This window comes from Paralcaligenes ginsengisoli, assembly GCF_054781135.1.
This window is the reverse complement of record NZ_BAAGUZ010000041.1, coordinates 50,224-73,550: the sequence shown is the minus strand read 5'-3', so window position 1 is coordinate 73,550 and position 23,327 is coordinate 50,224. Positions and strand designations below refer to the sequence as shown.

At 57.9% G+C, this 23,327-nt stretch carries 24 protein-coding genes and 1 tRNA gene; 9 read left to right on the top strand and 16 right to left on the bottom strand.

Annotation, left to right across the window (positions count from 1 at the left end; all coding sequences use genetic code 11):
- Positions 1-221 precede the first annotated feature (221 nt).
- Together ACYVIS_RS19385 and ACYVIS_RS19380 are read left to right on the top strand one after the other, a co-directional pair.
- Positions 222-701, top strand: a complete 480-nt coding sequence (locus ACYVIS_RS19385) for a MarR family winged helix-turn-helix transcriptional regulator (RefSeq protein ID WP_232743949.1) — start codon at positions 222-224, stop codon at positions 699-701.
- Between the two features lie 5 nt (positions 702-706).
- Positions 707-2,281, top strand: a complete 1,575-nt coding sequence (locus ACYVIS_RS19380; protein WP_232743950.1) for an MFS transporter — start codon at positions 707-709, stop codon at positions 2,279-2,281.
- Between the two features lie 46 nt (positions 2,282-2,327).
- Here ACYVIS_RS19380 and ACYVIS_RS19375 read toward each other — a convergent pair whose 3' ends face one another.
- Positions 2,328-2,882, bottom strand: a complete 555-nt coding sequence (locus ACYVIS_RS19375; RefSeq protein WP_232743951.1) for an NADPH-dependent FMN reductase — start codon at positions 2,880-2,882, stop codon at positions 2,328-2,330.
- A 202-nt stretch (positions 2,883-3,084) separates the two neighbouring features.
- Between ACYVIS_RS19375 and mutS the strand changes: the two genes are divergently transcribed.
- The 5 genes from mutS (at position 3,085) to cysG (ending at position 12,034) form a co-directional block, all read left to right on the top strand.
- Entirely contained in the window at positions 3,085-5,763 is a 2,679-nt protein-coding gene (gene mutS, locus ACYVIS_RS19370; protein WP_460874828.1) for a DNA mismatch repair protein MutS, read from the top strand.
- Entirely contained in the window at positions 5,760-6,944 is a 1,185-nt protein-coding gene (locus ACYVIS_RS19365; protein ID WP_460874827.1) for a cupin domain-containing protein, read from the top strand. Before mutS ends, ACYVIS_RS19365 begins: the two co-directional genes overlap by 4 nt.
- A gap of 148 nt (positions 6,945-7,092) precedes the next feature.
- Positions 7,093-8,877, top strand: coding sequence for an assimilatory sulfite reductase (NADPH) flavoprotein subunit (locus ACYVIS_RS19360; RefSeq protein ID WP_460874826.1), 1,785 nt, complete (start codon positions 7,093-7,095; stop codon positions 8,875-8,877).
- A gap of 11 nt (positions 8,878-8,888) precedes the next feature.
- A complete protein-coding gene (gene cysI, locus ACYVIS_RS19355) occupies positions 8,889-10,589 on the top strand; it encodes an assimilatory sulfite reductase (NADPH) hemoprotein subunit (protein ID WP_460874825.1) in 1,701 nt (566 codons plus the stop codon).
- Positions 10,586-12,034 carry a siroheme synthase CysG gene (gene cysG, locus ACYVIS_RS19350; protein WP_460874824.1) on the top strand — a complete coding sequence of 483 codons (1,449 nt, stop codon included), beginning with the start codon at positions 10,586-10,588 and terminating at the stop codon, positions 12,032-12,034. The genes cysI and cysG overlap by 4 nt, the downstream gene beginning before the upstream one ends.
- 249 nt (positions 12,035-12,283) lie before the next feature.
- Here cysG and bamC read toward each other — a convergent pair whose 3' ends face one another.
- From bamC to ACYVIS_RS19330, 4 genes are all read right to left on the bottom strand, one after another.
- A complete protein-coding gene (gene bamC / locus ACYVIS_RS19345) occupies positions 12,284-13,396 on the bottom strand; it encodes an outer membrane protein assembly factor BamC (protein WP_460874823.1) in 1,113 nt (370 codons plus the stop codon).
- A 17-nt stretch (positions 13,397-13,413) separates the two neighbouring features.
- Entirely contained in the window at positions 13,414-14,319 is a 906-nt protein-coding gene (dapA, locus tag ACYVIS_RS19340) for a 4-hydroxy-tetrahydrodipicolinate synthase (RefSeq protein ID WP_460874822.1), read from the bottom strand.
- An 85-nt stretch (positions 14,320-14,404) separates the two neighbouring features.
- Positions 14,405-15,055: a site-2 protease family protein gene (locus tag ACYVIS_RS19335; RefSeq protein WP_232743958.1), complete on the bottom strand. Its 651-nt coding sequence runs from the start codon at positions 15,053-15,055 to the stop codon at positions 14,405-14,407.
- A 107-nt stretch (positions 15,056-15,162) separates the two neighbouring features.
- Positions 15,163-15,789 (bottom strand): L-threonylcarbamoyladenylate synthase, encoded by a 627-nt coding sequence (locus ACYVIS_RS19330; RefSeq protein ID WP_232743959.1) that lies wholly within the window; start codon positions 15,787-15,789, stop codon positions 15,163-15,165.
- Between the two features lie 122 nt (positions 15,790-15,911).
- Between ACYVIS_RS19330 and ypfJ the strand changes: the two genes are divergently transcribed.
- Positions 15,912-16,763, top strand: coding sequence for a KPN_02809 family neutral zinc metallopeptidase (gene ypfJ / locus ACYVIS_RS19325; RefSeq protein ID WP_232743960.1), 852 nt, complete (start codon positions 15,912-15,914; stop codon positions 16,761-16,763).
- A gap of 36 nt (positions 16,764-16,799) precedes the next feature.
- Here the strand turns inward: ypfJ and ACYVIS_RS19320 are convergent, their stop codons facing one another.
- On the bottom strand, positions 16,800-17,087 hold the full coding sequence (locus ACYVIS_RS19320) for a hypothetical protein (protein ID WP_460874821.1): 288 nt from the start codon (positions 17,085-17,087) through the stop codon (positions 16,800-16,802).
- A gap of 495 nt (positions 17,088-17,582) precedes the next feature.
- On the opposite strand from ACYVIS_RS19320, the gene ACYVIS_RS19315 reads away from it, so the two are divergent.
- Positions 17,583-17,658: transfer RNA gene (locus tag ACYVIS_RS19315), tRNA-His, on the top strand.
- Positions 17,659-17,742: 84 nt separating this feature from the next.
- On the opposite strand, the gene ACYVIS_RS19310 is transcribed toward ACYVIS_RS19315, so the two are convergent.
- The 10 genes from ACYVIS_RS19310 to ACYVIS_RS19265 form a co-directional block, all read right to left on the bottom strand.
- Complete coding sequence (locus ACYVIS_RS19310; RefSeq protein ID WP_460874820.1) at positions 17,743-18,870, bottom strand: hypothetical protein; 1,128 nt, start codon at positions 18,868-18,870, stop codon at positions 17,743-17,745.
- Positions 18,773-19,042 carry a DUF4224 domain-containing protein gene (locus tag ACYVIS_RS19305; protein WP_460874819.1) on the bottom strand — a complete coding sequence of 90 codons (270 nt, stop codon included), beginning with the start codon at positions 19,040-19,042 and terminating at the stop codon, positions 18,773-18,775. The genes ACYVIS_RS19310 and ACYVIS_RS19305 overlap by 98 nt, the downstream gene beginning before the upstream one ends.
- A 7-nt stretch (positions 19,043-19,049) precedes the next feature.
- The gene (locus tag ACYVIS_RS19300; protein WP_460874818.1) at positions 19,050-19,238 is read right to left on the bottom strand and encodes a hypothetical protein; all 189 of its coding nucleotides are present in this window, start codon (positions 19,236-19,238) and stop codon (positions 19,050-19,052) included.
- Positions 19,235-20,647: a hypothetical protein gene (locus ACYVIS_RS19295; RefSeq protein ID WP_460874817.1), complete on the bottom strand. Its 1,413-nt coding sequence runs from the start codon at positions 20,645-20,647 to the stop codon at positions 19,235-19,237. The genes ACYVIS_RS19300 and ACYVIS_RS19295 overlap by 4 nt, the downstream gene beginning before the upstream one ends.
- Before the next feature lie 107 nt (positions 20,648-20,754).
- Positions 20,755-20,940, bottom strand: coding sequence for a hypothetical protein (locus tag ACYVIS_RS19290; RefSeq protein ID WP_460874816.1), 186 nt, complete (start codon positions 20,938-20,940; stop codon positions 20,755-20,757).
- Between the two features lie 134 nt (positions 20,941-21,074).
- A complete protein-coding gene (locus ACYVIS_RS19285) occupies positions 21,075-21,215 on the bottom strand; it encodes a hypothetical protein (RefSeq protein ID WP_460874814.1) in 141 nt (46 codons plus the stop codon).
- Positions 21,212-21,334 carry a hypothetical protein gene (locus ACYVIS_RS19280; protein WP_460874812.1) on the bottom strand — a complete coding sequence of 41 codons (123 nt, stop codon included), beginning with the start codon at positions 21,332-21,334 and terminating at the stop codon, positions 21,212-21,214. Before ACYVIS_RS19280 ends, ACYVIS_RS19285 begins: the two co-directional genes overlap by 4 nt.
- Entirely contained in the window at positions 21,324-21,578 is a 255-nt protein-coding gene (locus ACYVIS_RS19275) for a hypothetical protein (protein ID WP_460874811.1), read from the bottom strand. The genes ACYVIS_RS19280 and ACYVIS_RS19275 overlap by 11 nt, the downstream gene beginning before the upstream one ends.
- Positions 21,568-22,953, bottom strand: a complete 1,386-nt coding sequence (locus tag ACYVIS_RS19270; RefSeq protein ID WP_460874810.1) for an RNA-directed DNA polymerase — start codon at positions 22,951-22,953, stop codon at positions 21,568-21,570. Before ACYVIS_RS19270 ends, ACYVIS_RS19275 begins: the two co-directional genes overlap by 11 nt.
- Entirely contained in the window at positions 22,950-23,303 is a 354-nt protein-coding gene (locus tag ACYVIS_RS19265) for a four helix bundle protein (RefSeq protein ID WP_460874809.1), read from the bottom strand. The genes ACYVIS_RS19270 and ACYVIS_RS19265 overlap by 4 nt, the downstream gene beginning before the upstream one ends.
- Between the last annotated feature and the right edge of the window lie 24 nt (positions 23,304-23,327).

Below are 23,327 nucleotides of genomic sequence, written 5' to 3'. Positions count from 1 at the left end.
CCTCGGTAAATGCAATGAATATCCTGGGACTTTATAACCGATAGGGCCGCGCGCTGCAGATCGCATGCTGGAATGAGCCGCTCCCGGGGCAGGCCGGCCTTGCGCTCCCGAGGCCGGCCGCCTTCCCGGCAGCGTAGGGCCGGCCTGTCCATTGCCTATTTAGCTACATTTGATATAATTACAAATGAAATTATATTTGAACCAGCCAATACCGAGCCGCCATGTCCTTCGAAACCCGCATAGACCGTTTCTGCGAAATCCACCCGAACGCACCGCGCGACGACATCCTTGCCACGCGATTGCTGTTTCGCACTACGCAATTGCTGCGTTCATACATAGATCAGGCCCTGGCGCCATTCGAACTCAACATGTCGCAGTATCTGATCATGAGCATGCTTTCCACGGACGAAACCGGGCCCAGTTCGCCCTCTGAACTAGGCGGCACCATGGATGCCACGCGAACCCAGATGACACGCTTTCTGGATAGCCTGGAAGTGCGCGGCCTGCTCAATCGCCGCGCTTCGAAACAGGACCGGCGCAGCCTCGAACTCAAACTGACCGCTAGCGGGCATCGCTTGCTGCAAGAAGCAATACCGGCCGTGCACGCCGCTTATGCGCGAGCCTGGGCAGTTCTGGACAAACCGGAACAGTCACGCACTACCCAGTATCTCCAGCGATTGCATGCGGGGTTGCAGCAATAGAAATCATGAAATTCAATCGCAAGATTTTGGGCGGCCTTCGGTTCTTCGGAAGCACAGGTTTCTTGACGCATGAGCAGCGACAGTGGTGCGCAATGATATTGCTATCCCTGATCGTGTCCGTCGAGTTCCTCGAAAATATCATGTTCGTATTTTCGGCCAGCCACATCATGGGCGGCGTCGATGCCGATCCACGCAGCTTCGCACTGGTACAGTCGGCTTATGCCGTAGGCAGCATGCTGATGATAGTCAAGCAGCAATGGCTCGCGCGCCGTTTCGGCTACCGGCGCTACCTGACCGGAGCCCTGGGCACTTTCATCGTGGGTACGCTGTTTGCGGCAACCAGCGCCGGACTGACCCAACTTGTTGCGGCGCGATTCATTCAGGGTGTAGGGGGCGGCGCGCTATTCACCAGCAGCCGCGTCCTGATTCCGATCATGTTTGCGCCAGGCGACCGGCCACGGGCACAGCGTATTTTCATGATCGGAATTTTCACCGCCTCTGCACTGGCGCCGGCGTTGGCGGCGGAACTGATCGATCACGGCGTCTGGCAAGATATTTTTTACGGCGCCCTGCCCTTTGCGTTCATCGCGGCGGCCGGCGCGTGGCTGCTGTTGCCCGACGCCGAGCCTCAGGGCAAGGCCGAACGCCCCGCGCTAATCCCCCTGTTGTGGTTCGGCGCGGCCATTGCCGCGCTGCAAATAGCCATGTCGGAAGCACGCTTCGATATTTTTTCGCATCCCGTACGCCTGATTGCGCTAGCCATGGCAGGCGCATTGCTGCTGATCGGTTTTCTGCGGCACCAATGGCGTCACAACACACCCTTGCTTCAGTTGCGCGTCTTGCATAACCCGGTATACCTCACCGGGCTGGCAATGTACTTCATGTATTACCTGATCAGCTATCTTAGCGGCTATGTATTTCCCATCTACGCCGAGCGAGCGCTGGAAATTCCCGTGGCCACCGTAGGCTGGCTCAACACCCTGGCCGGCATGGTGAGCCTGGCAGGCATCCTGGCCTATATACGCTACGCACCGCGACTGAAACGCAAGAAGCCACTCATGATTGCGGGCCTGCTGATCATGGCGGCCGCGGCCTGGCAGTTCTCCAGCATGCCACCCGATATAGGCCCCGATTCCCTGATTCCAAGCCTCGCGGCAAAAGGCCTGTTTGGCGTGCTGGTCATCATACCCATTGCCGGACTGACCTTTCGCGGTCTGAGCGACAGCACCTTTGCGCATGGCTACCAAAGCAAGAACCTGATGCGTCAGGTAGCCAGTTCGTTTGCGGCGGCCTTGGGCGCCGTGCTGTTGCAGAATCGCCAGTTCAGCGTCCATGCGGCCCTTGCCGACTCAGTCGGCCAGCGGCCCGCCATTGCCATGCAATGGATGCAACACATACAAAATGCCTTGACCGCGCGGGGAATGGACGCCAAAGAAGCCGGCCAGACCGCATTGTCCCAGTTGACGGGCCTGCTGGACCAACAGGCCTTGCTCATTGCCAGCGAAGATGTGTACCGCCTGATAGCCGTTCTGGCCATGGTCGGAGCCCTTGTGGTATTGGCGCAGCGACGGCTGGGATAAGCGCGCGCATCGCCGGCCGCAAACCACTAAATACCCCGAGGCCGCATCAAGCGTTGTGCTTTTTTACCCAGGCAACATAGGCATCCATCCAGCCCTGCAGGAATTTCCTGGTATCGGCATTGCCGATATTGCCGGCCTCGTCGAACAACCCCTCTTTCATCTGAAGAAATGCTTCGGGCTGGCCCAGTGTCGGGGCATCCAGATATGCCAGGGTATTGCGCAAATGCTGCTGCGCCAGGGCGGTGCCGATGGCACCGACCGAGATACCCAGCACGCCTGCGGGTTTGCCCTGGAAAGCGCTTTGGCCATAGGGGCGCGACGCGTTATCGATGGCATTCTTGAGCACGCCTGGAATCGAGCGATTGTATTCAGGCGTTACAAAAATAAGGCCTTGGGACGACTTGATTTCATTTTTCAGCCGCTTGACCGATTCGGCCTGATTCGCGTCGCTATCCTGGTCGTAAAGCGGCAAATCGCCGATTTGCAATTGCTTGAAGGAAAACTCGGCTGGCGCCAGCCTGGCAATAGCCCCGGCCAGCTTGCGATTGAACGAATCTTTGCGAAGGCTGCCGACAATGACTGCGATTTGGTATTGGCTCATGGCGATTCCTCAAAAAAAAGCAGAAGGATTTTCAGTCTGCCGTATATATTGCCACAACTCCAAATCCGGCACTGCGGTTTCAGTATGCTTCCAGGCAGGTTACCATGGCATATCGAGTCGTTTTATCCTGTCAGACAAGCACCAAGACGCGCTGGAAAACACTCCGAAATACCCAATACCTCACACTCGTCCCGAGGGCTGAATGGCTGTAAAACCCCGTGCCGGCAAAGCCGAAAACGACATACCAATCATCGCTGGTTCCGCAAACCATACCCCCATGATGCAGCAATATCTGCGCCTCAAAGCCGAGGCCGGGCCGTATCTGCTGTTCTACCGTATGGGCGATTTTTACGAAATGTTCTATGGCGACGCCGAACGCGGAGCGCGGCTGCTGAACCTCACCTTGACCAAACGCGGCACATCCAACGGCGCTCCCATACCGATGGCGGGTGTACCGGTGCATGCCATGGAACAATACCTGGCGCGCCTGGTGGCATTGGGCGAGTCCGTGGCGATTTGCGAACAGATAGGCGATCCGGCTACCAGCAAGGGGCCGGTAGACCGCAAGATCGTACGCATAGTCACGCCCGGCACACTTACTGATGACGCGTTGCTGCCGGCCAAGGCAGATCGCATGATCGCCGCCATGTACACAGGGCGGCACAATAAAACGGAGCGCGCCGCCCTGGCCTGGATGAATCTGGCCAATGGCGAGTTCCGCGTCACGGAATGCGTACCCGATATGCTCGATTCGGAACTGCACCGTGTCGCGCCGGCCGAACTGGTGTGCGCCGAAAGCAGGCGGCCGCACACCGATCCGGGCATGGCCGTCAGCCCGATCCCCGACTGGCACTTCGAACTCGACGGTGCACGCGGCGTGTTGCATCAGCACTTCGGCGTGGATTCACTGGCCAGTTTCGACCTGACCGATATGCCGATCGCCACCTGCGCCGCCGGTGCGCTGCTGCGCTATGTAAGCCGCACCCAGACAGGGACGCTTTCGCATATACAGTCCATACGCATCGACCGGGCCAGCGAATATGTCGTGCTGGATCCGGTAACACGCAAGAACCTGGAGATCACCGAAACACTGAGCGGCGACCCAAGCCCCTGCCTGCTGTCCACACTGGATCATTGCCAGACCCCCATGGGCAGCCGCCTGCTGCACCGCTGGCTGCATCACCCCCTGCGCGACAATGCCCCTGTCACAGAACGCCAGCAAGTCATAGAAGCGTTGCTGGCCGCTTCCACAGACAACGCAACACTGGAAGCCGCTCCGCCACTCGATACCTTGCGGCGGGAACTGAACCGTTACCCCGATATCGAGCGTATCGCCACACGCCTGGCCATGCGCTCGGTACGTCCACGCGAACTGGCAAGCCTGCGCGACGCCCTGCTGGAGCTCCCAGCCACAGCCGGCGATATCGTCCAGGCGTTTGCGCCCGTGCCCAAACTGCAGCAATTCGCGCTGCAGCTCAATGTCACGCCCGAGCTCCACTCTTTGCTGCAACACGCAGTCGCTGCCGAACCCGCGCTTCTGATACGCGACGGAGGCGTCATTGCCGACGGCTACGATGCCGAACTGGATGAGTTGCGCCGCCTGGCCAGCGACAATGGCGAATTCCTGCTCGAACTCGAAGCGCGCGAGCGCGAGCGCACAGGCATCGCCACGCTGCGGGTCGAATTCAATCGCGTGCATGGTTTCTACATCGAGGTATCGCGCGGCCAGGCCGATAAGGTGCCAGCCGATTACCGCCGCCGGCAAACCTTGAAAAATGCCGAACGCTACATCACGCCCGAGCTGAAAACCTGGGAAGACAAAGTACTCTCGGCCAAGGATCGCAGCCTGGCGCGCGAAAAATGGTTGTTCGAAAATCTGCTCGATCAACTCGCCCCCCATGCCCCGGCGCTTTCTTCCTGCGCTGCGGCCCTGGCCGAAATCGACGTGCTGGCGGCATTGGCCGAACACGCACGGCAAAACGGCTGGACAGCGCCCCAGCTTTGCGACGAAAGCGAAATCACGATCGAGGCGGGCCGCCATCCCGTGGTCGAACACAGCATCGAGCGTTTTACGCCCAACGATTGCGAGCTTGCCCCCCAACGACGAATGTTGTTGATTACCGGCCCCAATATGGGTGGTAAATCGACCTATATGCGGCAAATCGCGCTTATTGTGCTGCTGGCCAGAATTGGCAGCTTCGTTCCGGCCGAACGCGCCCGCATTGGGCAAATCGATCGCATTTTTACCCGCATCGGCGCCGCCGACGACCTGGCCGGCGGACGCTCGACCTTCATGATGGAAATGACCGAGGCGGCAGCCATATTGGCAGCCAGCACCCCGCAAAGCCTGGTGCTGATGGACGAAATAGGACGAGGCACCTCGACCTACGACGGACTGGCGCTGGCATGGTCGATAGCGCATCGATTGCTTACGCATAACCAGGCCTTGACTCTGTTTGCCACGCATTATTTCGAAATCACCCGCCTGCCCAACGAAGTTCCATGCGCCGCCAATGTACATTTGGCAGCGGCCGAATCGGCATCGGGCGTTGTGTTCCTGCATCAAGTCCAGCCCGGTCCGGCCAGCCGCAGCTACGGAATACAGGTTGCCCAGCGCGCGGGCATTCCGCCGGCCGTGATCCGCCGAGCCAGCCAGGAACTTGGCCGCCTGGAAGCCCAGGGAGCCCCCACGCCCCAGCTCGACCTGTTTGCAGCGCCCGCAGAATCGGCCAACGGCAATGATCCCACGCAAGATGATGAGCCCCTCGCCACCGAGCCCGACTCAACGCTGAAGGCCGAACTGGCGGCCATCGACCCCGACCAGCTCACGCCTCGCGAAGCCCTGGATATTCTGTATCGTTTGCGGAACACCCACTTATGAATATCGACCGACCCCTTGCCCTGCTGGGCGGACTCACGCCGCGGATGTTCATGCAGCGCCACTGGCAGCGCAAACCGCTGCTCATCCGCCAGGCCATACCCGATTTCCGACCCTCGCTGTCCATGGATGACATCAGACAACTGGCCAGGCGCGACGAAGTGGAATCGCGCCTGATTTCCCACGGCCGGGCTGGCTGGACGATGAAAACCGGCCCGTTCGCTCGCCTGCCCGCCGCCACACGGCCCGATTGGAGCTTGCTGGCTCAAAGCGTGGATCTGCACGACGACGCAACAGCGGAACTGGCGCATCAATTCCGCTTCATTTCAGATGCACGGCTGGACGACGCCATGATCAGCATTGCTGGCGATGGCGGCGGAGTCGGCCCGCATTTCGACAGCTACGACGTATTTTTACTACAGGCCCATGGCCGGCGACGCTGGCGCATCAGCAGCCAGAAAGACCTGGAGCTCAGCCCCGGGCTGCCCCTGAAAATATTGAAAAATTTCCGGGCCGAACACGAATATGTGCTCGACCCGGGCGATATGCTGTACCTGCCGCCGCAAATTGCCCACGATGGCGTGGCGATCGGCCCTTGCATGACCATTTCCATCGGCTTTCGCGCCCCCAGCCAGGCGACTTTGGCTCGTGGCATGCTGGAAGCGGCCGGCGACCAGATCATGGCCGGCATGGGCGACAGCAGCGGTTTGTATGCCAATCCACCGCTTCCCGGACCGGATCTGAGCGGCATTTTTCGCGACCCTGGCGTGTCGGCCACCGAAACGCCAGCCAAGCTGCCCGATGCTTTATTGAACGCCGCCTGTCAGGCGGCGCAAAAAATTCGTTTCGACGAAGCCATTGCGACGCGATTCCTGGGGCTGTGGCTAACCGAATTGTCTCCCCTGGCCTACTTTGAGCCCGGCAGTGAGCATATCGACTTGTGCGCGCCCGTGCCCCCCGGCCTCTTGCGGCTCGATCGCTGCACACGCCTGATGTATCGGAAGCATCAGCTTTTCATTAACGGCGAAGTTGCCCCGGTACCGGCATCCCGGGCGCTGCGCGAGCTGGCCGACACGCGGCGGCTGGCCCTGGATGCGCGCCGGCTGAAGGCATTGAGTATCGATGAACGGACAACCCTCACCGACTGGCTGCGGGAAGGCTGGCTGCACTATATGGAAAAGTAACAACGGCGAAGAATGCCGGCAGATCGGCAGGCCTTACTGCTGGTTTTCAATATAAACATATACGAGCATAAGAAAATAATAATCTAGTCGTTCGCGTATAAGGCGGTGCTATCTAGAATGGAAGCTGCCTTATTATTGCGAGTGCACAATGTTGTCGCCTTCCTATCTGCCTGAATCCAAACATTCTCTTGTCAGCGACCTGGTCGATGGGCTGGAGCCCAATGCGCTCAGCTGGCTTTCAGGCTACTTCGCGGGGGTCGCCCAGGGCAGGCAAGCCGTACGCGCCCCGGCCGTTGTAGCGGCTGTCCCGAACACCGCCGTGGCCAAGCGGCTGACCATCATTTACGGCAGCCAGACCGGCAACGCCAAGCGTGTGGCTGAATCGCTGGCGGAACGCTCTGGCGCCCTGGGGCTGAACACGCGGCTGGTGCGCGCCGATCGCTATGCCACCCGCGACCTCAAGGACGAACAACTGCTGTATATCGTCATGAGCACTCAGGGCGATGGAGATCCTCCGGACGACTCGCTGGGCTTTGTCGAATTTTTGAGCAGCCGCCGCGCACCCAAGCTGCCACAGCTCAAGTATGCGGTATTGGGCCTGGGCGACTCCAGCTACCCCCTGTTCTGCGGCGTGTCCCAACGCATCGATGCGCGCCTGGAGGAACTGGGTGCCGAACGCCTGCAAGAAGCGGGCACCGCCGATCTCGATATCGAAACCGTCGCCCTGCCCTGGCAGGACAAGGCGGTCGATCAGGCGCAAAAAGCACTCAAGCAAAGCGAAATTCCCACTGCCAGCGTAACGCCGCTGCGCCCTGTGCCAAGCAAAATTTCGCGCGACCAGCCCTTTTTGGCCGAACTGGTGCTGAATCAGGCCATTACCGCCAGAGACAGTATCAAAGACATACGCCATCTGGAGATTTCGCTCGAAGGCAGCCATCTGGATTATCAGCCGGGCGACGCCCTGGGGGTATGGCCCACTCAAGCAGCAACGCTGGTTGATGCCGTCATCAGCATCCTGGGCCTGGATGCCGAGGAAGCCGTCGAGATCAATGGCGTTTCCCGCCCTCTCAAAGAATGGCTGGGCCACCATCGCGAACTGACCCTGCTGACCAAGCCCTTTCTGCTGGCGCATGCCCAACTGGCCGGCAGCGCCGACCTGCAAAAGCAGATAAGCGCCGTCGAAACCCTGAAAAGCCTGCTCGATACCAGCCAGTTGATCGATGTGCTGAAAAAATATCCGGCAGCCTGGGAGGCTACAGCCCTGGTCAAGGCATTGCGCCCGCTTACGCCTCGGCTGTATTCCATTGCCTCAAGCCAGGCCGCGGTCGACGCCGAAGTTCATCTGACTCTCGCTCACATCGAGTACGAATACGAGGAAGAATCGCGCTGGGGCTGTGCTTCGCATTTCCTGAGCCATCTGAACGAAGGCGACAAGCTGCCGGTCTACATCGAAGAAAATCCGCGCTTCCGCCTGCCGGCCGACTCGTCGCGCGATGTCATCATGATAGGCCCGGGCACCGGCGTAGCCCCGTTTCGCGCCTTCGTCCAGGAACGCAGCGCCAACGCCGCCAGCGGCCGCAATTGGCTGTTCTTCGGCAACCCGAACTTCAGCTCCGATTTTCTTTATCAAACCGAATGGCAGCGCGCCCTGAAGGATGGCGACCTGCATCGGCTCGATCTCGCCTTTTCGCGCGACCAGGCCGACAAGGTTTATGTACAGGACAAACTGCTGGAGTCGGCCGCCGATATTTATGACTGGATTCAGGCGGGCGCCCATGTGTACGTATGCGGAGATGCAAGCCGCATGGCCAAAGATGTACACCAGGCCCTCTTGCAGATCGCCCAGACCGAAGGTGGCTTCGACCAGGACCAGGCCCGGCAATGGCTGGACGATCTGGCTATGCAAGGCCGTTATGCCCGCGACGTTTATTAATCAGGAACACAATGAGCAGCACTCTTTCGCATCTGGAAAAAATCAAGGTAGACGGCAATTATCTGCGTGGCACCATTGAAGAAGGGCTTAACGATCCCGTCACGGGAGCCATCAGCGACGACGATACCAAGCTGTTGAAATTCCACGGCAGCTACCAGCAGGACGATCGCGACCTGCGCGACGAGCGGCGCAGACAAAAGCTCGAGCCTGCCTACGCGTTCATGGTGCGCGCCCGCCTGCCCGGCGGCGTGGTCACTCCGCAGCAATGGCTGGGTTTCGATCACATCGCCACCACCTGGGCGGGCCGCGGCCTGCGCATCACGACACGCCAGACCTTTCAATTGCACGGCATATTGAAACGCAACCTGAAAGCCACCATGCAGGCCATCCACGACTCCCTGGCCACCACGCTCGCCGCCTGCGGCGACGTCAACCGCCAGGTCGTCAGCTCAGTCAACCCCCTGCTTTCCAGCCAGCACCAGATCGTCCAGGAATGGACCGAAAAACTATCGGCCCATTTTCTGCCGCGCACACGCGCCTATCACGAGATATGGCTGGACGGCAAGAAAATCACCGACGAGCCCGACCACGAGCCCATCTACGGCAACGCTTATCTGCCGCGGAAATTCAAGATCGGGATCGCCATTCCTCCGCTTAACGATATTGATGTATTCGCACAGGATCTAGGCCTGATCGCCATTATTGAAAACGGCATACTGCAGGGCTTCAATATCGCAGTCGGCGGCGGCATGGGCGCCACTCATGGCGACGACACCACCTATCCGCGCCTGGGCAGCCTGATCGGCTTCGTACCCCCCGAACAGATCATCGAAGTCGCCGAAAGCATCGTCACAGTGCAGCGCGATTACGGCAACCGCGTCGAACGCCAGCACGCCCGCCTGAAGTACACCATCGATCATCATGGCCTGGACTGGTTCAAATCCGAGCTGGAACAACGCCTGGGCTACAGCCTGCAGCCCCTGCGCGACTACCACTTCGATCATAACGGCGACCGCTTCGGCTGGATCGAAGGCGAAGATGGGCAGTGGCATCTGGGCCTGTACATTGAATCGGGACGGCTCGACGACGTAGACGGAAAACAATTCCTGACCGGCATGCGCGAACTTGCCAGGGTGCACAAGGGCGAGTTTCGCCTGACTTGCAATCAAAACCTGATCATTTCCAACGTAGCCGCGGCCGACCGTGCGCAAATCGACGAACTCGTGCAGCAATATGGACTGGACGGATACATCAAGCAAAGCGGCATACGCCGGCACAGCATCGCCTGCGTCGCCTTGCCTACCTGTGGCTTGGCCATGGCCGAAAGCGAACGCTACCTGCCGGAGCTGCTACCCAAGCTCGAAACATTGCTGGCCAAGCACAATTTGCTCGACGCACCCATCCTGTTGCGATTGTCGGGTTGCCCCAATGGCTGCTCGCGCCCCTACCTGGGTGAGATCACTCTGGTGGGCCGCGCCATCGGCCGTTACGACCTGAGAATCGGCGCCGACTTTATCGGCCAGCGAATCAATACTCTTTATCGCGAGAACATCACCGAGCCGGAAATTCTCGGCAGCCTCGATACGCTGTTTGGCGCCTACGCCCAGAACCGGGAACAAAACGAGAAATTCGGCGACTTTCTGGTTCGCACCGAAGTCATTGCAGCCCCATCGCAACGCCTGATCCCTATTATCCTGGATGCGGTGGTATGACGCTGTTCCCGCTTTTTGCCGATATCAATGGCCGCCGAGTCATGGTGGTCGGCGGCGGCTCTGTAGCGGAGCGCAAAGTCGGCAGCCTGCTTGCCGCGGGTGCCAGCGTCGTTGTAGGCGCCACGGCCTTTACGGCGGAGCTTCTGCTCCTGAAAAACCAGGGCTCGATCGAAACGATCGAAGGCCTCTTTGAAGAAAATTGGCTGGATCAGGCCTGGCTGGTCGTCGCAGCCACCAACGACCAGGCCGCCAACCGCCATATTGCGCACTGCGCCGAAAAACGCCGTATTCTCATCAATGTCGTCGACGATGCGCAACTATCATCGTTTCAAATGCCCGCAATCATCGATCGCTCTCCGCTTATCGTTGCCGTATCGTCATCGGGCACGGCTCCGGTGCTGGCGCGGCGCGTGCGCGAACGTATCGAAACCGTGCTCGACCATTCTCTGGGCGCCTTGGCGACCTTGGCCGAAAAATATCGTCCAGCCATACGGCGGCTTCGGCCCAAACTGCGCCAGCGCCGCGAGTTCTACGATTGGCTGCTCGATGGCCCCGTGGCCGCCGCCTTGCGCAAGCAGCAAGGGCTTCAAGCGGAAAGCGAACTCAAGAAGAGACTGGAGCAAACCCAGTCGGCAACCCAAGGCAAAGTGGCACTGGTAGGAGCCGGTCCGGGCGATCCAGGCCTGCTGACCATCAAGGCCCTGCGCGCCTTGAACGAAGCCGATGTCATTCTGTACGACCGCCTTGTCAGCCCGGATATCCTGGCATTGGCGCGCCGCGATGCGCTGCGGATTGCCGTCGGCAAAACACCCGGCGAGGATCACAATGCAACTCAGCAGCGTATTCACGACCTGCTGCTGGATCACGCTCGATCAGGCAGCTACGTGGTGCGGCTCAAAGGCGGAGATGCCTTTGTTTTCGGACGCGGCGGCGAAGAACTCGAGTTCCTGAGCGAACACCACATTCCCTACGAAGTGGTACCCGGCATTACGGCGGCACTCGCTTGCGCCGCCTACGCCGGCATTCCCCTGACTCACCGCGACCATGCCCAATCCGTTCGCCTGATTACTGCCCACAGCTGCAAGGACGGCGACAGCAACGACTGGCATTCGCTGGCACAAGCCAGGCAAACGCTGGCGTTTTACATGGGGGTCAGCCAATTGCCGTGGCTGACTGCCCGGCTCATCGAACACGGGCGTGCCGGCGACACGCCTTTTGCCTTGATTGAAAATGGCACGCGCAGCAACCAGCGGGTATTGCATGGAGCGCTGAAAGATCTGCCGGCGCTCGCCGCCGAACACGCATTCCAGGCCCCTTCCCTGCTTGTCATCGGAGAAGTTGCCGCGCTGGCCGAACAGCTTCAGTGGTTCGGCGCCAGCATCAGTGCGCATACAGCGTCAGACGAATCGGCCGCCCAGGCCAAAGGCCTGGCAAGAGCCGCCTGAACCGAGGGTTCACCTCTACCATCACGCATTGACGCCAGCATCGCCGGCGGCCCGGATGGGGCGGCCGAGTTCCGCGACCGCCCCGACCCGGGCTTTGGACGCGGGCAGTCCTGGCAAAGCCAGGACCGGACGAGGCGAGCGCCACCCCATCCGGGCCGCCGGCGATGCGTCCAAAATAGACAAGAGTGCACAATAAAAGCAAGGGCGCCCACAAGGAGCGCCCCCACTAATCCACACACCCACTGCCTTTTATTTCATATTGCTGGTCAGCACAGTGATTATGCGCTTGGCCGTCGCGCTGTTATCACGCTGGCCGTTCTGATCAAGCACCGTCACCGTCGAACCGGAGCCCTGCTCGGCCACGTGCACACGGTAAGACGTTGCCTGAGCCGTATTCTTTGCGCCGAACATACGGGTCAGGAAATTGCCCTGATCGATTTTCACGCCGGTATCGGAATCCAGATAGCGTATGAAATAATCGCCCTTGGAACGATCGCGGTCATCGACCGAGAACCCGGCCGAATCGAGGGCCGCACCCACGCGGCGCCAGGCGCGATCGAAAGGCTCGGTCATGTTGATCTCGGCCTGATTGCTGCCCGCGGCAACGATTTGCGGCTGGCTCGGATCCTTTTCGGCCTTGGCAACCATATCGTGCGCCTTGGTAACATCGGTACCCAGAAACACCATCAAACGAGCCAGCATGGCGGCGTCCAGGCCTGGATCTTCTTTACCGTATACCCATTTGAAGGCGGCGCCATCGGCCGTGGGCGTTTCGACCATTTGCTCGTGGCTGATATAAATTTCCGTTTTGCCGTTGACGCGTTCCACACGGGTACGAAAACGCTCGCGCTCGCCGCTGTCAAAGACCTGATCCAGAATACCGCCCAGCGCGCTTCGAATCCAGCCTTCGGGGATCTTGGCCCGGTTTTCAGCCCAGTCGGTTTGCATCAGACCGGCCTTGGGATCCTGGGAATGCAGGGTGAACCCCTGCTCGCCCCAGAAATCGACAACCTTGGGATAGATGGCCTGGGCCGGCTGATCCACCACCAGCCAGCGCAGATTGCCATCGCGCATCACACTGACTCCGCTGGTGGCGGGCAGAATGCTGTCGCTGGGATTGGCTGCTTTATGCGCTTCCTGGTTTTGTTTGAATTGGCTTAATGTGGTTGTGCCCTCAGGCGCCTTGTAATGAGCATCCTGGTTGGCCTGGGTCAGGTCGGGCGGGATGCTCAACGGATCACCGGCCACCGTACTTTTGTAGTTGACCGACTCTTCACGCCCCGTCAACTCTTTCAGTTGCGAGCACCCAGACAGCAACAGCAAGCCGACACCAATGGTTAAGCCGGCGTAGCGTTTGTTCATGCGCATCCTCATCATTTTTAAATCAAACCTGCGTCTTTGAGCGCACCGCGTACCACGGCGTGATACTGCTCGTGCAAGGGCGTCAGGGGCAAACGATAGCCCAATTGGGACCGGCCCAGTTCGGCCACCGCCCACTTGACTGGAATCGGGTTGGACTCGACAAACAGCACATTATTCAGATGTGCCAATTGTCCGTTGAGCTGCCGAGTGCGAAGTGCATCGCCCGCAATCGCAGCCATGCACAATTCGTGCATCAGCCGCGGCGCCACATTGGCGGTAACGGAAATGTTGCCGCGGCCGCCGAGCAGCATAAGCGCCGCCGCCGTTGCGTCGTCGCCGCTGAATACCTGGAAGCCGGTTGGAGCATCGCGCAGCAGCAAAGCGCCGCGGGCAATATTGGCGGTGGCGTCCTTGATGCCGATAATGCCGGGCACCTGCGCCAGACGCAAAATGGTTTCGTTGGACAGGTCGGTCGATGTACGGCCGGGTACGTTGTAAAGAACCGACGGCAGTTCAACAGCCTCGGCTATGGCGCGAAAGTGCTGATACATGCCCTCTTGGGTAGGCTTATTGTAATAAGGCACTACCGACAAGCCAGCCTGGGCCCCCACCGCCAGCGAGTGGCGGGCAAGATGAATGGCCTCGACCGTGGAATTCGCCCCCATTCCGGCTATGACGGGCACACGGCTTGCGGCATGCTCGACGGCTATGCGGATCAGTTCGGCGTGTTCGTCGATGCTGACGGTCGGCGATTCGCCCGAAGTGCCGACCACGACCAGGGCATCGGTTCCCTCGGCCACGTGCCAGTCGATCAGTTTGCGATAGGAATCAAGATCCAGACTACCGTCGGGGTACATGGGGGTAATCAGGGCAACCATGCTGCCCTGAAAGGTAGGAATCGCAGAATCCGTACTTGCTGCCATGATGGGAACCATCTCCTCGAACTCACCCAAACGGTGAACTTGCCAAATCAATTAACACGCAAGTTTACCGGATAAGCGCCCGGATTTATAAGAACCAATTGATAATTAATTGCCCAAACCCTAATAAAGGTTGCAGTAGTGCCCACAAAATGCCCGTTATCATGAGCACGATAAGAATCAGCATGCCATAGGGCTCAATTCTGGAGTATTGCCAGGCCATACGGCTTGGTAACAAACTGAACACAATCCGGCCGCCATCCAGCGGCGGAATTGGAAACAAATTAAGCGCCATCAGCACCAGATTGATTTGTATGCCGGCAATCGCCATTTGCACCCAGAAATCGCCCTGGGACGCACCCGATTCGGCCAGTAAACGCAAACCCAGGGCCCAGATAATAGCCATCAATAGATTGGACCCGGGGCCGGCAAGGGCTACCCACAGCATATCGCGCTTCGGATTGCGCAAACGCCCCCAGTCGACAGGCACCGGCTTGGCCCATCCGAACAGCAGGCCGCCGCCGCCCAAAAGCGTGGTGCTGAACAGCAATACCAGAGGAACCACGACTGTACCCATGGGATCGATGTGGCGAATCGGATTCAGGCTGATGCGTCCGGCCAGATAAGCCGTCGGATCGCCGAACATCCGCGCTACATAACCGTGAGCGGCTTCATGCAGGGTAATTCCGAAAAGCACAGGTAAAGCATAGACCGTAATGGTCTGAATCAAAGAATTCATAAAATCCCGAGGGCGCTGGCGCAAGCAAGAGCTTGGGCCATTTAAATGAAAGAAAGTTCAGTGTGCTGTTTGCTCGGCCCATGTATTCAAATTAGCAAAACAGCACACTAATCCAGCCCCAAAGCTGCCAGATCCCCCTGCCCTTTCCGAATAATTTCGGGGCTGGGCCCCGTGAGATCGATTACCGTCGTGGGCATGAACGGGCATGAGCCGCTATCGATAATGGCCGCCAGTTGATTGCCATAACGCTCGCGTATCTGCTGGGCGTCGTTCAACGGCTCGTGTTCGTCTTGCGGGATCAGCGTTGTGGACATCAGCGGCGAGCCGGCATATTCGATCAGGTCGCGTGCCACTTTATGATCGGGAACACGTATTCCTATGGTTTTGCGCGACGGGTGCGACACTCGGCGGGGAACCTCGCGCGTTGCCTCGAGGATGAATGTCCAGGGCCCCGGGGTGGCCATTTTCAGCAAACGATACTGGCGGTTGTCGACACGCGCAAAATGGCCGATTTCGGCCAGGTCGCGGCACAACAGGGTAAGGTGATGGCGCTCGTCGAGGCCTCGCAGGCGCCGCAGAGCATCGGCCGCCGATTTATCGTCGAGGCGAGCCACGACAGCATAGCTGGAATCGGTGGGCACCGCGACCAGGCCTCCGTCGGCCAGCAATTGCCCAGCCTGCTTCAACAAGCGCGACTGGGGGTTTTCGGGGTGGACGACAAAAAATTGAGTCATGAAACGTATCCTAACATTCTTGATGCCCGAGTTCAGGCTTTCCAACGCCCTATGGCCATAAAATCAGCAGCAAATCCACAGCGCACTAAAATACACAGCCGCCACAACCCAAGGAATCCGCCATGCGTCTAGATAACTCCAGAGAAAGCGAAAACGTTGAAGACCGGCGCGGCATGCTGCCGGCAGGTCGCGGCAAAATCGGCATAGGCGCCATCGTCCTGGCCCTCGTCGCCATCTACTTCGGCGTCGATCCCAGCGTCGTACTGCAAAATCTGGAAGGCTCGTCCGTCAGCCAACCCAGCCAGAACGCGGGGCCTGCGGCCAGCGATACCGAAACACGCTTCGTCGCGAAGGTGCTGGCCGATACCGAAGACACCTGGGGCAAAATGTTCCAGCAAAAAGGCTGGGGCACCTATAAGCAGCCCAAACTGGTTCTTTACACGGGAGCCACGCAGACGGCCTGCGGCGTGGGCCAGGCGGCCATGGGCCCTTTCTACTGCCCGGGCGACAGCCAGGTTTATCTGGACATGAGCTTCTTCCGGCAAATGGCGCAACAGCTTCATTCACCCGGCGACTTTGCCCAAGCCTACGTGATTGCCCATGAAATAGGCCATCATGTACAGCATTTGCTGGGCATTACCGACAAAATCGATCAGTTGCGTAGCCGTGCCAACTCCACCCAGGCCAATCAATTATCGGTACGAGTCGAACTGCAGGCCGACTGCTTTGCCGGTGTATGGGCGTTTCACTCGAATGCGGACCGCCAGACACTCGAAGCCGGAGACATAGAAGAAGCCCTGAACGCCGCCACCGCCATTGGCGACGACCGCCTGCAAAAACAGGCGCAGGGCTATGTGGTGCCCGACTCATTTACCCACGGCACCTCGGCACAGCGAGTGCAGTGGTTCACACGCGGCTTCAAAAGCGGCGATACGGGCCAGTGCAACACCTTCACCGGAAATTCGCTGTCTTAGTCGACCGGCCTGACCGCCACACGCCGCCTGATGCGTTTACTTGTGCGGCATAGTCATGGGCTGCCCACTAGTGGGCATCTGGTTGGCCGGCATGGATTCCGTCGGCATTTTGGTCGATGACGGCATCTGATGCTGCATGGACGAACCCGACGCCTCGGAGCCGGCCGGGATCTTGGTTTCCGTCATTTTGATGGTAGGGGGAATATCTATCTTTTGCGCAGCTATCCAGGCTTCGTGCGACATTTTATGCTGGGCCGGGGCCGCAACAGCGTAAGGACTTGCCAACATGGCTGCAACAAAAAGAGTTGTGTAAAGTTTTTTCATGATAACTAACACCTTTTTTGAAGGATTGCCGAATATCTATCGTAGAGGATAGACAGTCATTTGTAACCACTCGATCGTATCGATCAGTTACAAAATCGAATATCGGGCTTGAACAATTTAAGGGTTTTCCCTTGTTTCCATAGAGTTAGCCAGAAATTAATGTTACCGGCAGTTTCCAATTATCAAACCAAAACCGGGCCAACTGTATCTACACAAAGTACCGACCGGCCCTGGCAAGAAACGAATTGCGCGCCCGGCCAGTCCTCGATATTCAAGCATTGCGCACCGAACCTGTATGGCAGGCGCAATGTCCGATACATTATTCGAACAATCGAATTGAAAATTAGTTCCGGAAAAGCGAAGAAAGGCATGCGCATCGACCCAACGGAACGGCCGCTTCGATCCGCATGCGCACCGGGCACGGCCTGGAACAACTTTCCAAGTTCATGCTAGAATCACGTTCTCTTTCAGAGCCATGCGTTCGATTGAGCAGTGGTGACCGTAGCTCAGTTGGTAGAGTCCTGGATTGTGATTCCAGTTGTCGTGGGTTCGAGCCCCATCGGTCACCCCAAAACACCTTTAAAATCAATACATTACAGTTTCGCAAGTTTTCATAATATAAAAAGTAGAACGAAAACCGGAATTGTAGAATTTACTACTCCGTTGCACTCGCTCTTTTGACGCGCCGCCGGTCATAATTTTGATGTGTTGTGCTCGGGTTTGCGTGAGCTGCAAAATCATAGACATCTGCTGACCGCTGTTCCATTTTTTGCGTGATAGCCACAGGCCGCACGTCCTGAAGCGCGAAGTATCCTGGGTGGTGGGTGACCATTTCGTCGGTTACGCCCAGGTACAACGCCATGGCATCCTGCCATGTCGCTGACCAGCCGGACCGCGTGTAGGCGCGGGCTTTGCGCGTCGATGCAAATAAATATACGCCCTGTATTTTCTCTTTGCGTTGTAGCGCCCGCGCGACGACCACTCTCAGCCGCGGCGACCAATCACGAAATTTGGTGACTCGATTCTCCCCTTTTTTCCGCTTTGCGCTTATGACCTCGACGCCGGCGGCCTTAATGCCGGACTTCATAAATGGGCGAACCTCGGCCGCACGAAACCCAGTCAAGTACGAAAACATGGCGGCAATGCCCATCGTTCGATATGCCTGCTGTTGCCGCAAAGCCCATAGATAAAACCGAACGACCTGGCGCCGCTGCACTGTACGCACATTAGTTTCGGTCTTGTTTTTGATCATGTCAGTGAAAGGATTGCGCTCCATCAAGCCCCACTTGACGCCCTGATGACAGATTGTGGACATAAGGGCCATTTCCTTGTTTGCGCCCGCCGGCGCCCCGGCCTGGGCACGAGCATCGAGGTATTGATAGCCATGCAGAGTTTTCAGGCTCGCCGGCAACATTTTTCCGAAAAACAGCTTCAGATTGCGGGCAGCCAATGCGCGTGTGGCAATCCCGTCCTTGCTCTGATCGAGATAGTGTGTGGGCGCCACATGGTCGACAAATCGCTCGATCATCTCGGCCACGGAGTTGGCGATGATCTGGCCCTGTTGGATATCCAGTGCTAGGCGTTTGGCGATGACCTCGGCCTTAGCCAGCGCGGTGCGGTCGCCCAGCTCGGCGCTGGCCAGGGTTTCACTGTGCCCGTCAGGATACTTATAAGTGTAGGAAACCTTACGGGCGCCGACCAGCTTGTACAGTCGCCGGATTCCGGTTTTTTGCCACGAACGCGTCGAGATTGGGCGCGGTGTCGAGTTGTTTTTTTTCGTCATTATTGAGACCTAGCTTCTTGTCCCGATAGGTTTTCAGCACGCGGGGGAGTCCATTGCGCCCTGTATCGAATTTCCAGCGATGATCTTCAAGCCAACGGACCATCATTATTCGTTGATTGGGCTTGCACTGGATGAGGTCCGCCAGCTCGTCAGCAGTAAGGTAGTCGCTCATGATCCGATCACCCAAAATTCTTTGAATAAATGCGATCTATGATTTCGACTTGTTTTCCACTCAAGCTGGTGGTTATCTTCCCGGCCTGCTGAAACTGCACATATACACTTTTAACGAACTCGTTTTCCCATTGGCTGAGATCGGTCGTATCTGTGAGTCCGCTGACCAATTCGATTTGCTGGGCTATGGATTTCATGGCTGGCCCTCCTGCTGCATGGCTTTATTGATAACGGAATCTAGGGTGGCGCCATTCCAGACATTGAACCCTACCGGTGTGTCGGGGTAGATTTGTAAGCACCAAATGGTATTGGTCGCCTTCATACGTTCCAATTCAACTGGGTCAATATCAGCAAAGTCGTCGGCAGGCGCGAATTTCTCGATCCATTCCTTAGCTGTGACATAGTTGCACGCATGATCGCCGTCGCGGCTTAGATGAAGCGAGTTGCAGACATGATCGCGAAGGTAGCGATACCGCGCAGCATCCCTCGCATCCTCCCTGCTGGCCGGCTGAATGCCGTTCACAGCAAGATCGTCATCAACCTCAGTCGGGCCTAGGTATTGCGAGCCTTCCTCGGGATACTCTGTGCACCACGCATACAATCCAGGCGGATCAAAAGGGCATTCCCCAATACTTACTTCCGCATCACAGCCGCCGAAGAACTCAACGAGCTCCACTGCCTGACGTAGAGTAAGAGTGATTTGCGGATTGACTGATGCTACAGGCACTCCTGCCATCGCCGGCGCTGCCTTTGCGATAGCTGCCTGAGCTCCTGCAAGCACGTATTCGCCCGGTTGGGTGGCGTCCGATGGTCCGCTAGCATTGCGAGCCGCTTTAACTGCTGCGCGGATTTCGTCGCCAGTTAGCGGCTGCGAATCCACCTTATCGGCGTCCTGCTGCGCACAGCCCTTGCAGAAAAATTGATCCCCGACCTTGGCCCAGCCGGAAGCATCCTTATTTCCGATGTGCCCGCACTTGTCACAGGCCATATAGAACTCAAGCAGTGCATTGCACCGGTCACAATCATCGTCTTTGCAATTCTCGGCGTGTTGTATGTTCGCCTGGTCACTAGTTTGCAAATCCTGCCGCGTCTGTCCGTCTGCTGATAGGGTGGCGAGTTTGTCAAGCAAATCGGCCGCTTTGTCAACCGCTTGGCGACTTACCGCAACCTCGGAGCCGTCCTTGTCAATCCGGCGCTGGTTGCGCAATGCTGCGATAAGACCTTCAGGCACGCTCGGCCCCTGCGCCGTTACATGCGCATTGACATATCCCCAAGAATCCACGCATGCCGCGGCTTGCGAGCATCGATCGGGCTCGGCACACTCTTCGTGAGGGCAAGAGTGATTGGACGTTGCCGAATCAAGACGTTCAACTATTTCGATAATCGCCGCCGGACTGGCCAGCTCAATAAATTCACGAACGCCGGGCCCCATTTGCACGTCTGGATGCCCATCAGATGGCTGGATGCAGCCACTCAGGGCATCGCCATCGCGAGTGTGCTGCCCCTTCTCGAACGTCAGGCGGCGAAATGAGCAGGAGTCCCACCATTTCCAGGCAGTTCCGCCGGCAGCGACGGCCGCAGATTTGAGTTGTTTGAGGTCGATCATTGGATTTTCCTTGACCATAGAACCTTTGGGCTCCGGATTTATTACGGTTTCATGAATTGACCCAAGGTTATCCAATGGGTTATTCACAAGATCGGTGGATAAGTGGGTCACAACAGCCCTTTCAGCTTTTCCGCAGCGATGCCGCCATCAATAGCATCGCGAGCCGTCGGATAAAACGGAATAGTTCCCGGCACACGGTAGAGCGTGGTGTGGTCGTGCTGGCAATAGGCAATCTCCAAAAACTGAGTCGCATAATGTGCGAGTACAAAATTCAGTCGATCGGTTTCGTTCATGGTGGGTACTCGATTGATGTTGTCGGTGGCGCGGCGTTGCATCAGATCCACCCTGTCAAATACAGGTAGCAGACCAGGCCGCAATAGGCTAAAAAAGCAATCAGTCCAAGAAAGATCAACGCGGTTTTCATGACCTATCTCCCGGCGGCCGTCACGCACAACATCCAGAGGCCGAAGCCCGCATAGCCGCAATACAAAGCGGTCAGGATCATCATGTGCCGCTCAAACTGGCTGACCCCCGAATCCGGATCGAGATGTGGGATTGGCTTATTCATACGCTCACCGCGATCAAATAGGCAAACACAAACACGACGAGCCCGGCCGCCGCGGCCAGCGCTGAATAAATGAAAACGAGATCGCGGTCGATGCGCGGCCTCTTCTTTTCAGTGAGCATGGCGGCCTCCCGCATCGAGCGCCACCAAATTACGATTCTGAGCGTGCCGAGCCAGCATTCCGCGCGCGTCAAGATACCGTGTCGCCCTGGCGATCACGGCCAGGTCATCGGCTGAATATTTCGATCGCTGCGTGTTGAGCCACGCCCGGTTATCGATCGTCGTTTTGATGCAATAGGCATTGATATCCATCGCGGCCGCTTCATCAGCGATTTCGATTGCCAACCGAGAAATGTCATTGGTCATATTTGCTCCTGTAGATTTTTGTTATGCCGCCGTTGACGGTCCGACCATGCCGGCGCAATGCGTTGGCGAGGCGGGTACGGTCGGTGTGGCTGTGGGTTGCCTGTCTCAACAGGCCGAAATAGCTGTTGGCGGCTGCGTATACATCTGTCTGAGGCATTTGTTCGATACGACTCAGGGCGACATTGATCGTCTTGCGTCGTGTCGTTCGACGCCATGGCTTGATGACATGGCCGACAAAGTCAATGCCTCGGTCGGCGCGCTGCAAAATGGTCTTGCGCGGGTTCAGGTGCGCGCCCAGACGCGCCGGAAGAAACTTGGTCACATCGGCCAGCGTGGCGCGCAACCAGTCAGTCGATTCATGCAGAAAAATAAAGTCGTCCACATAGCGAACATAGCGGCGCGCGCGCAGCCGATGCTTCGCATGCTGGTCCAGCGCGTTCAGGTACACATTGGCAAAAAACTGGCTGCTCAGATTGCCGATCGGCAGGCCAAAATCGTCCGGCGCATTAAAGAGGCTCTTGTGAGGCGGTACCAGGTGCAGCAATGAAGGCTGACAACGCACGTCCACATCGGTGCGCGGATCGTGGAAAAGAATGGTTTCCGCGAGGCGGCGCCACCACGGCTCCGAAATTCGAGCAATGAGTTGCTGGTGCAAAATTCGTTTGTCGATCGCCACGAAGAAGTTGGCCAGATCGCACTTCAGATACCAGGCTGGCTTGCTCCAGTTTTCGGTAATACTGCGAACATCGTGCTCGAGGCGCTCGGCGGCATAGAGCGTGCCGCGCCCCGGAATGCAGGCGCAGCTATTGGCAATGAAGCCTGGCAGAAATCGATCTGCGACGTGGTTATAAAGTAAGTGGTGAACAATTCGGTCTCGAAAATCAGCCGCCCAGACTTCGCGAGCCTTCGGGCGAGTCACCACAAAACAAATCGAGCGGCCAGGACGATATTCGCCGTTGGACAGCTCGTCGAAGAGTTCGCACAAATTGCGCTCGAGGTTTATTTCAAACGCCAGCGCGCTGTTGCTGGTACGTTTATGCCGACGACAGTCGAGGTAAGCCAGCACCAGATCTTCGAAAGATGCTGCAGCGATTGGATCTGCGGACAGCACGCGCCCGGTAGGTGTTGTCCTTGTTGTTGATGTTCTGGTTGCCATTGCCGAAGTTCTGGATCCAGGCGTTGTTGGGCGAATACTGGGTTGATTCGCGCTATCTACGTCGCCCCGCCGAAGACTCGTGTCGATCAGTGGGGAAACTGCGCAGGATCGGGTCTGGCCGTAGCCAGCGATATCCTGAGTGCGCATGTCGGCAGCCTTGTGGGCCGGCGGCGCGACCAGATTCAAAATAGGCTCGGGCATGATTGCCGTGACAGTCATACAACTGGCCTCGCTGCAGAGCTTTTCCGCCACCCGCCGGCCTGTTTGCCGATGCGGTTGCATACACCCGCAGCTCGTGCGTATTGTTTGGGGACAATAAACCTCTTGCTCAGCGACAGCCGAAGCAAGATCTCGACGACATGCAGATGTTCCAGCAACTCGTCCAAAAACGGAACCTTATTCCTGGCTGCATTGGCTTGAGCAATAAGCACAATCATGGAAATGCACGCATCGTTGATGCGCAGGCCGAGATTGCGCACATTACGCGGAAAGTTGCAGGTGAGGTCGACGGCGACATCGAGCAAATCACTGGCAAGTTCATAAATGGACAGGTCGGTATGGATGGCCATGGTAAAAGGCGCTACGCGCCAAAT

What these genes read in the sequence shown, in the direction of transcription:
- ACYVIS_RS19385 (WP_232743949.1), top strand. Translation starts at nt 222, where the DNA reads ATGTCCTTCGAAACCCGCATAGACCGTTTCTGCGAAATCCACCCGAAC.
- ACYVIS_RS19380 (WP_232743950.1), top strand. Translation starts at nt 707, where the DNA reads ATGAAATTCAATCGCAAGATTTTGGGCGGCCTTCGGTTCTTCGGAAGC.
- ACYVIS_RS19375 (WP_232743951.1), bottom strand. Translation starts at nt 2,882, where the DNA reads ATGAGCCAATACCAAATCGCAGTCATTGTCGGCAGCCTTCGCAAAGAT.
- mutS (WP_460874828.1), top strand. Translation starts at nt 3,085, where the DNA reads ATGGCTGTAAAACCCCGTGCCGGCAAAGCCGAAAACGACATACCAATC.
- ACYVIS_RS19365 (WP_460874827.1), top strand. Translation starts at nt 5,760, where the DNA reads ATGAATATCGACCGACCCCTTGCCCTGCTGGGCGGACTCACGCCGCGG.
- ACYVIS_RS19360 (WP_460874826.1), top strand. Translation starts at nt 7,093, where the DNA reads ATGTTGTCGCCTTCCTATCTGCCTGAATCCAAACATTCTCTTGTCAGC.
- cysI (WP_460874825.1), top strand. Translation starts at nt 8,889, where the DNA reads ATGAGCAGCACTCTTTCGCATCTGGAAAAAATCAAGGTAGACGGCAAT.
- cysG (WP_460874824.1), top strand. Translation starts at nt 10,586, where the DNA reads ATGACGCTGTTCCCGCTTTTTGCCGATATCAATGGCCGCCGAGTCATG.
- bamC (WP_460874823.1), bottom strand. Translation starts at nt 13,396, where the DNA reads ATGAACAAACGCTACGCCGGCTTAACCATTGGTGTCGGCTTGCTGTTG.
- dapA (WP_460874822.1), bottom strand. Translation starts at nt 14,319, where the DNA reads ATGGCAGCAAGTACGGATTCTGCGATTCCTACCTTTCAGGGCAGCATG.
- ACYVIS_RS19335 (WP_232743958.1), bottom strand. Translation starts at nt 15,055, where the DNA reads ATGAATTCTTTGATTCAGACCATTACGGTCTATGCTTTACCTGTGCTT.
- ACYVIS_RS19330 (WP_232743959.1), bottom strand. Translation starts at nt 15,789, where the DNA reads ATGACTCAATTTTTTGTCGTCCACCCCGAAAACCCCCAGTCGCGCTTG.
- ypfJ (WP_232743960.1), top strand. Translation starts at nt 15,912, where the DNA reads ATGCGTCTAGATAACTCCAGAGAAAGCGAAAACGTTGAAGACCGGCGC.
- ACYVIS_RS19320 (WP_460874821.1), bottom strand. Translation starts at nt 17,087, where the DNA reads ATGAAAAAACTTTACACAACTCTTTTTGTTGCAGCCATGTTGGCAAGT.
- ACYVIS_RS19310 (WP_460874820.1), bottom strand. Translation starts at nt 18,870, where the DNA reads ATGACGAAAAAAAACAACTCGACACCGCGCCCAATCTCGACGCGTTCG.
- ACYVIS_RS19305 (WP_460874819.1), bottom strand. Translation starts at nt 19,042, where the DNA reads ATGAGCGACTACCTTACTGCTGACGAGCTGGCGGACCTCATCCAGTGC.
- ACYVIS_RS19300 (WP_460874818.1), bottom strand. Translation starts at nt 19,238, where the DNA reads ATGAAATCCATAGCCCAGCAAATCGAATTGGTCAGCGGACTCACAGAT.
- ACYVIS_RS19295 (WP_460874817.1), bottom strand. Translation starts at nt 20,647, where the DNA reads ATGATCGACCTCAAACAACTCAAATCTGCGGCCGTCGCTGCCGGCGGA.
- ACYVIS_RS19290 (WP_460874816.1), bottom strand. Translation starts at nt 20,940, where the DNA reads ATGAACGAAACCGATCGACTGAATTTTGTACTCGCACATTATGCGACT.
- ACYVIS_RS19285 (WP_460874814.1), bottom strand. Translation starts at nt 21,215, where the DNA reads ATGAATAAGCCAATCCCACATCTCGATCCGGATTCGGGGGTCAGCCAG.
- ACYVIS_RS19280 (WP_460874812.1), bottom strand. Translation starts at nt 21,334, where the DNA reads ATGCTCACTGAAAAGAAGAGGCCGCGCATCGACCGCGATCTCGTTTTC.
- ACYVIS_RS19275 (WP_460874811.1), bottom strand. Translation starts at nt 21,578, where the DNA reads ATGACCAATGACATTTCTCGGTTGGCAATCGAAATCGCTGATGAAGCG.
- ACYVIS_RS19270 (WP_460874810.1), bottom strand. Translation starts at nt 22,953, where the DNA reads ATGACTGTCACGGCAATCATGCCCGAGCCTATTTTGAATCTGGTCGCG.
- ACYVIS_RS19265 (WP_460874809.1), bottom strand. Translation starts at nt 23,303, where the DNA reads ATGGCCATCCATACCGACCTGTCCATTTATGAACTTGCCAGTGATTTG.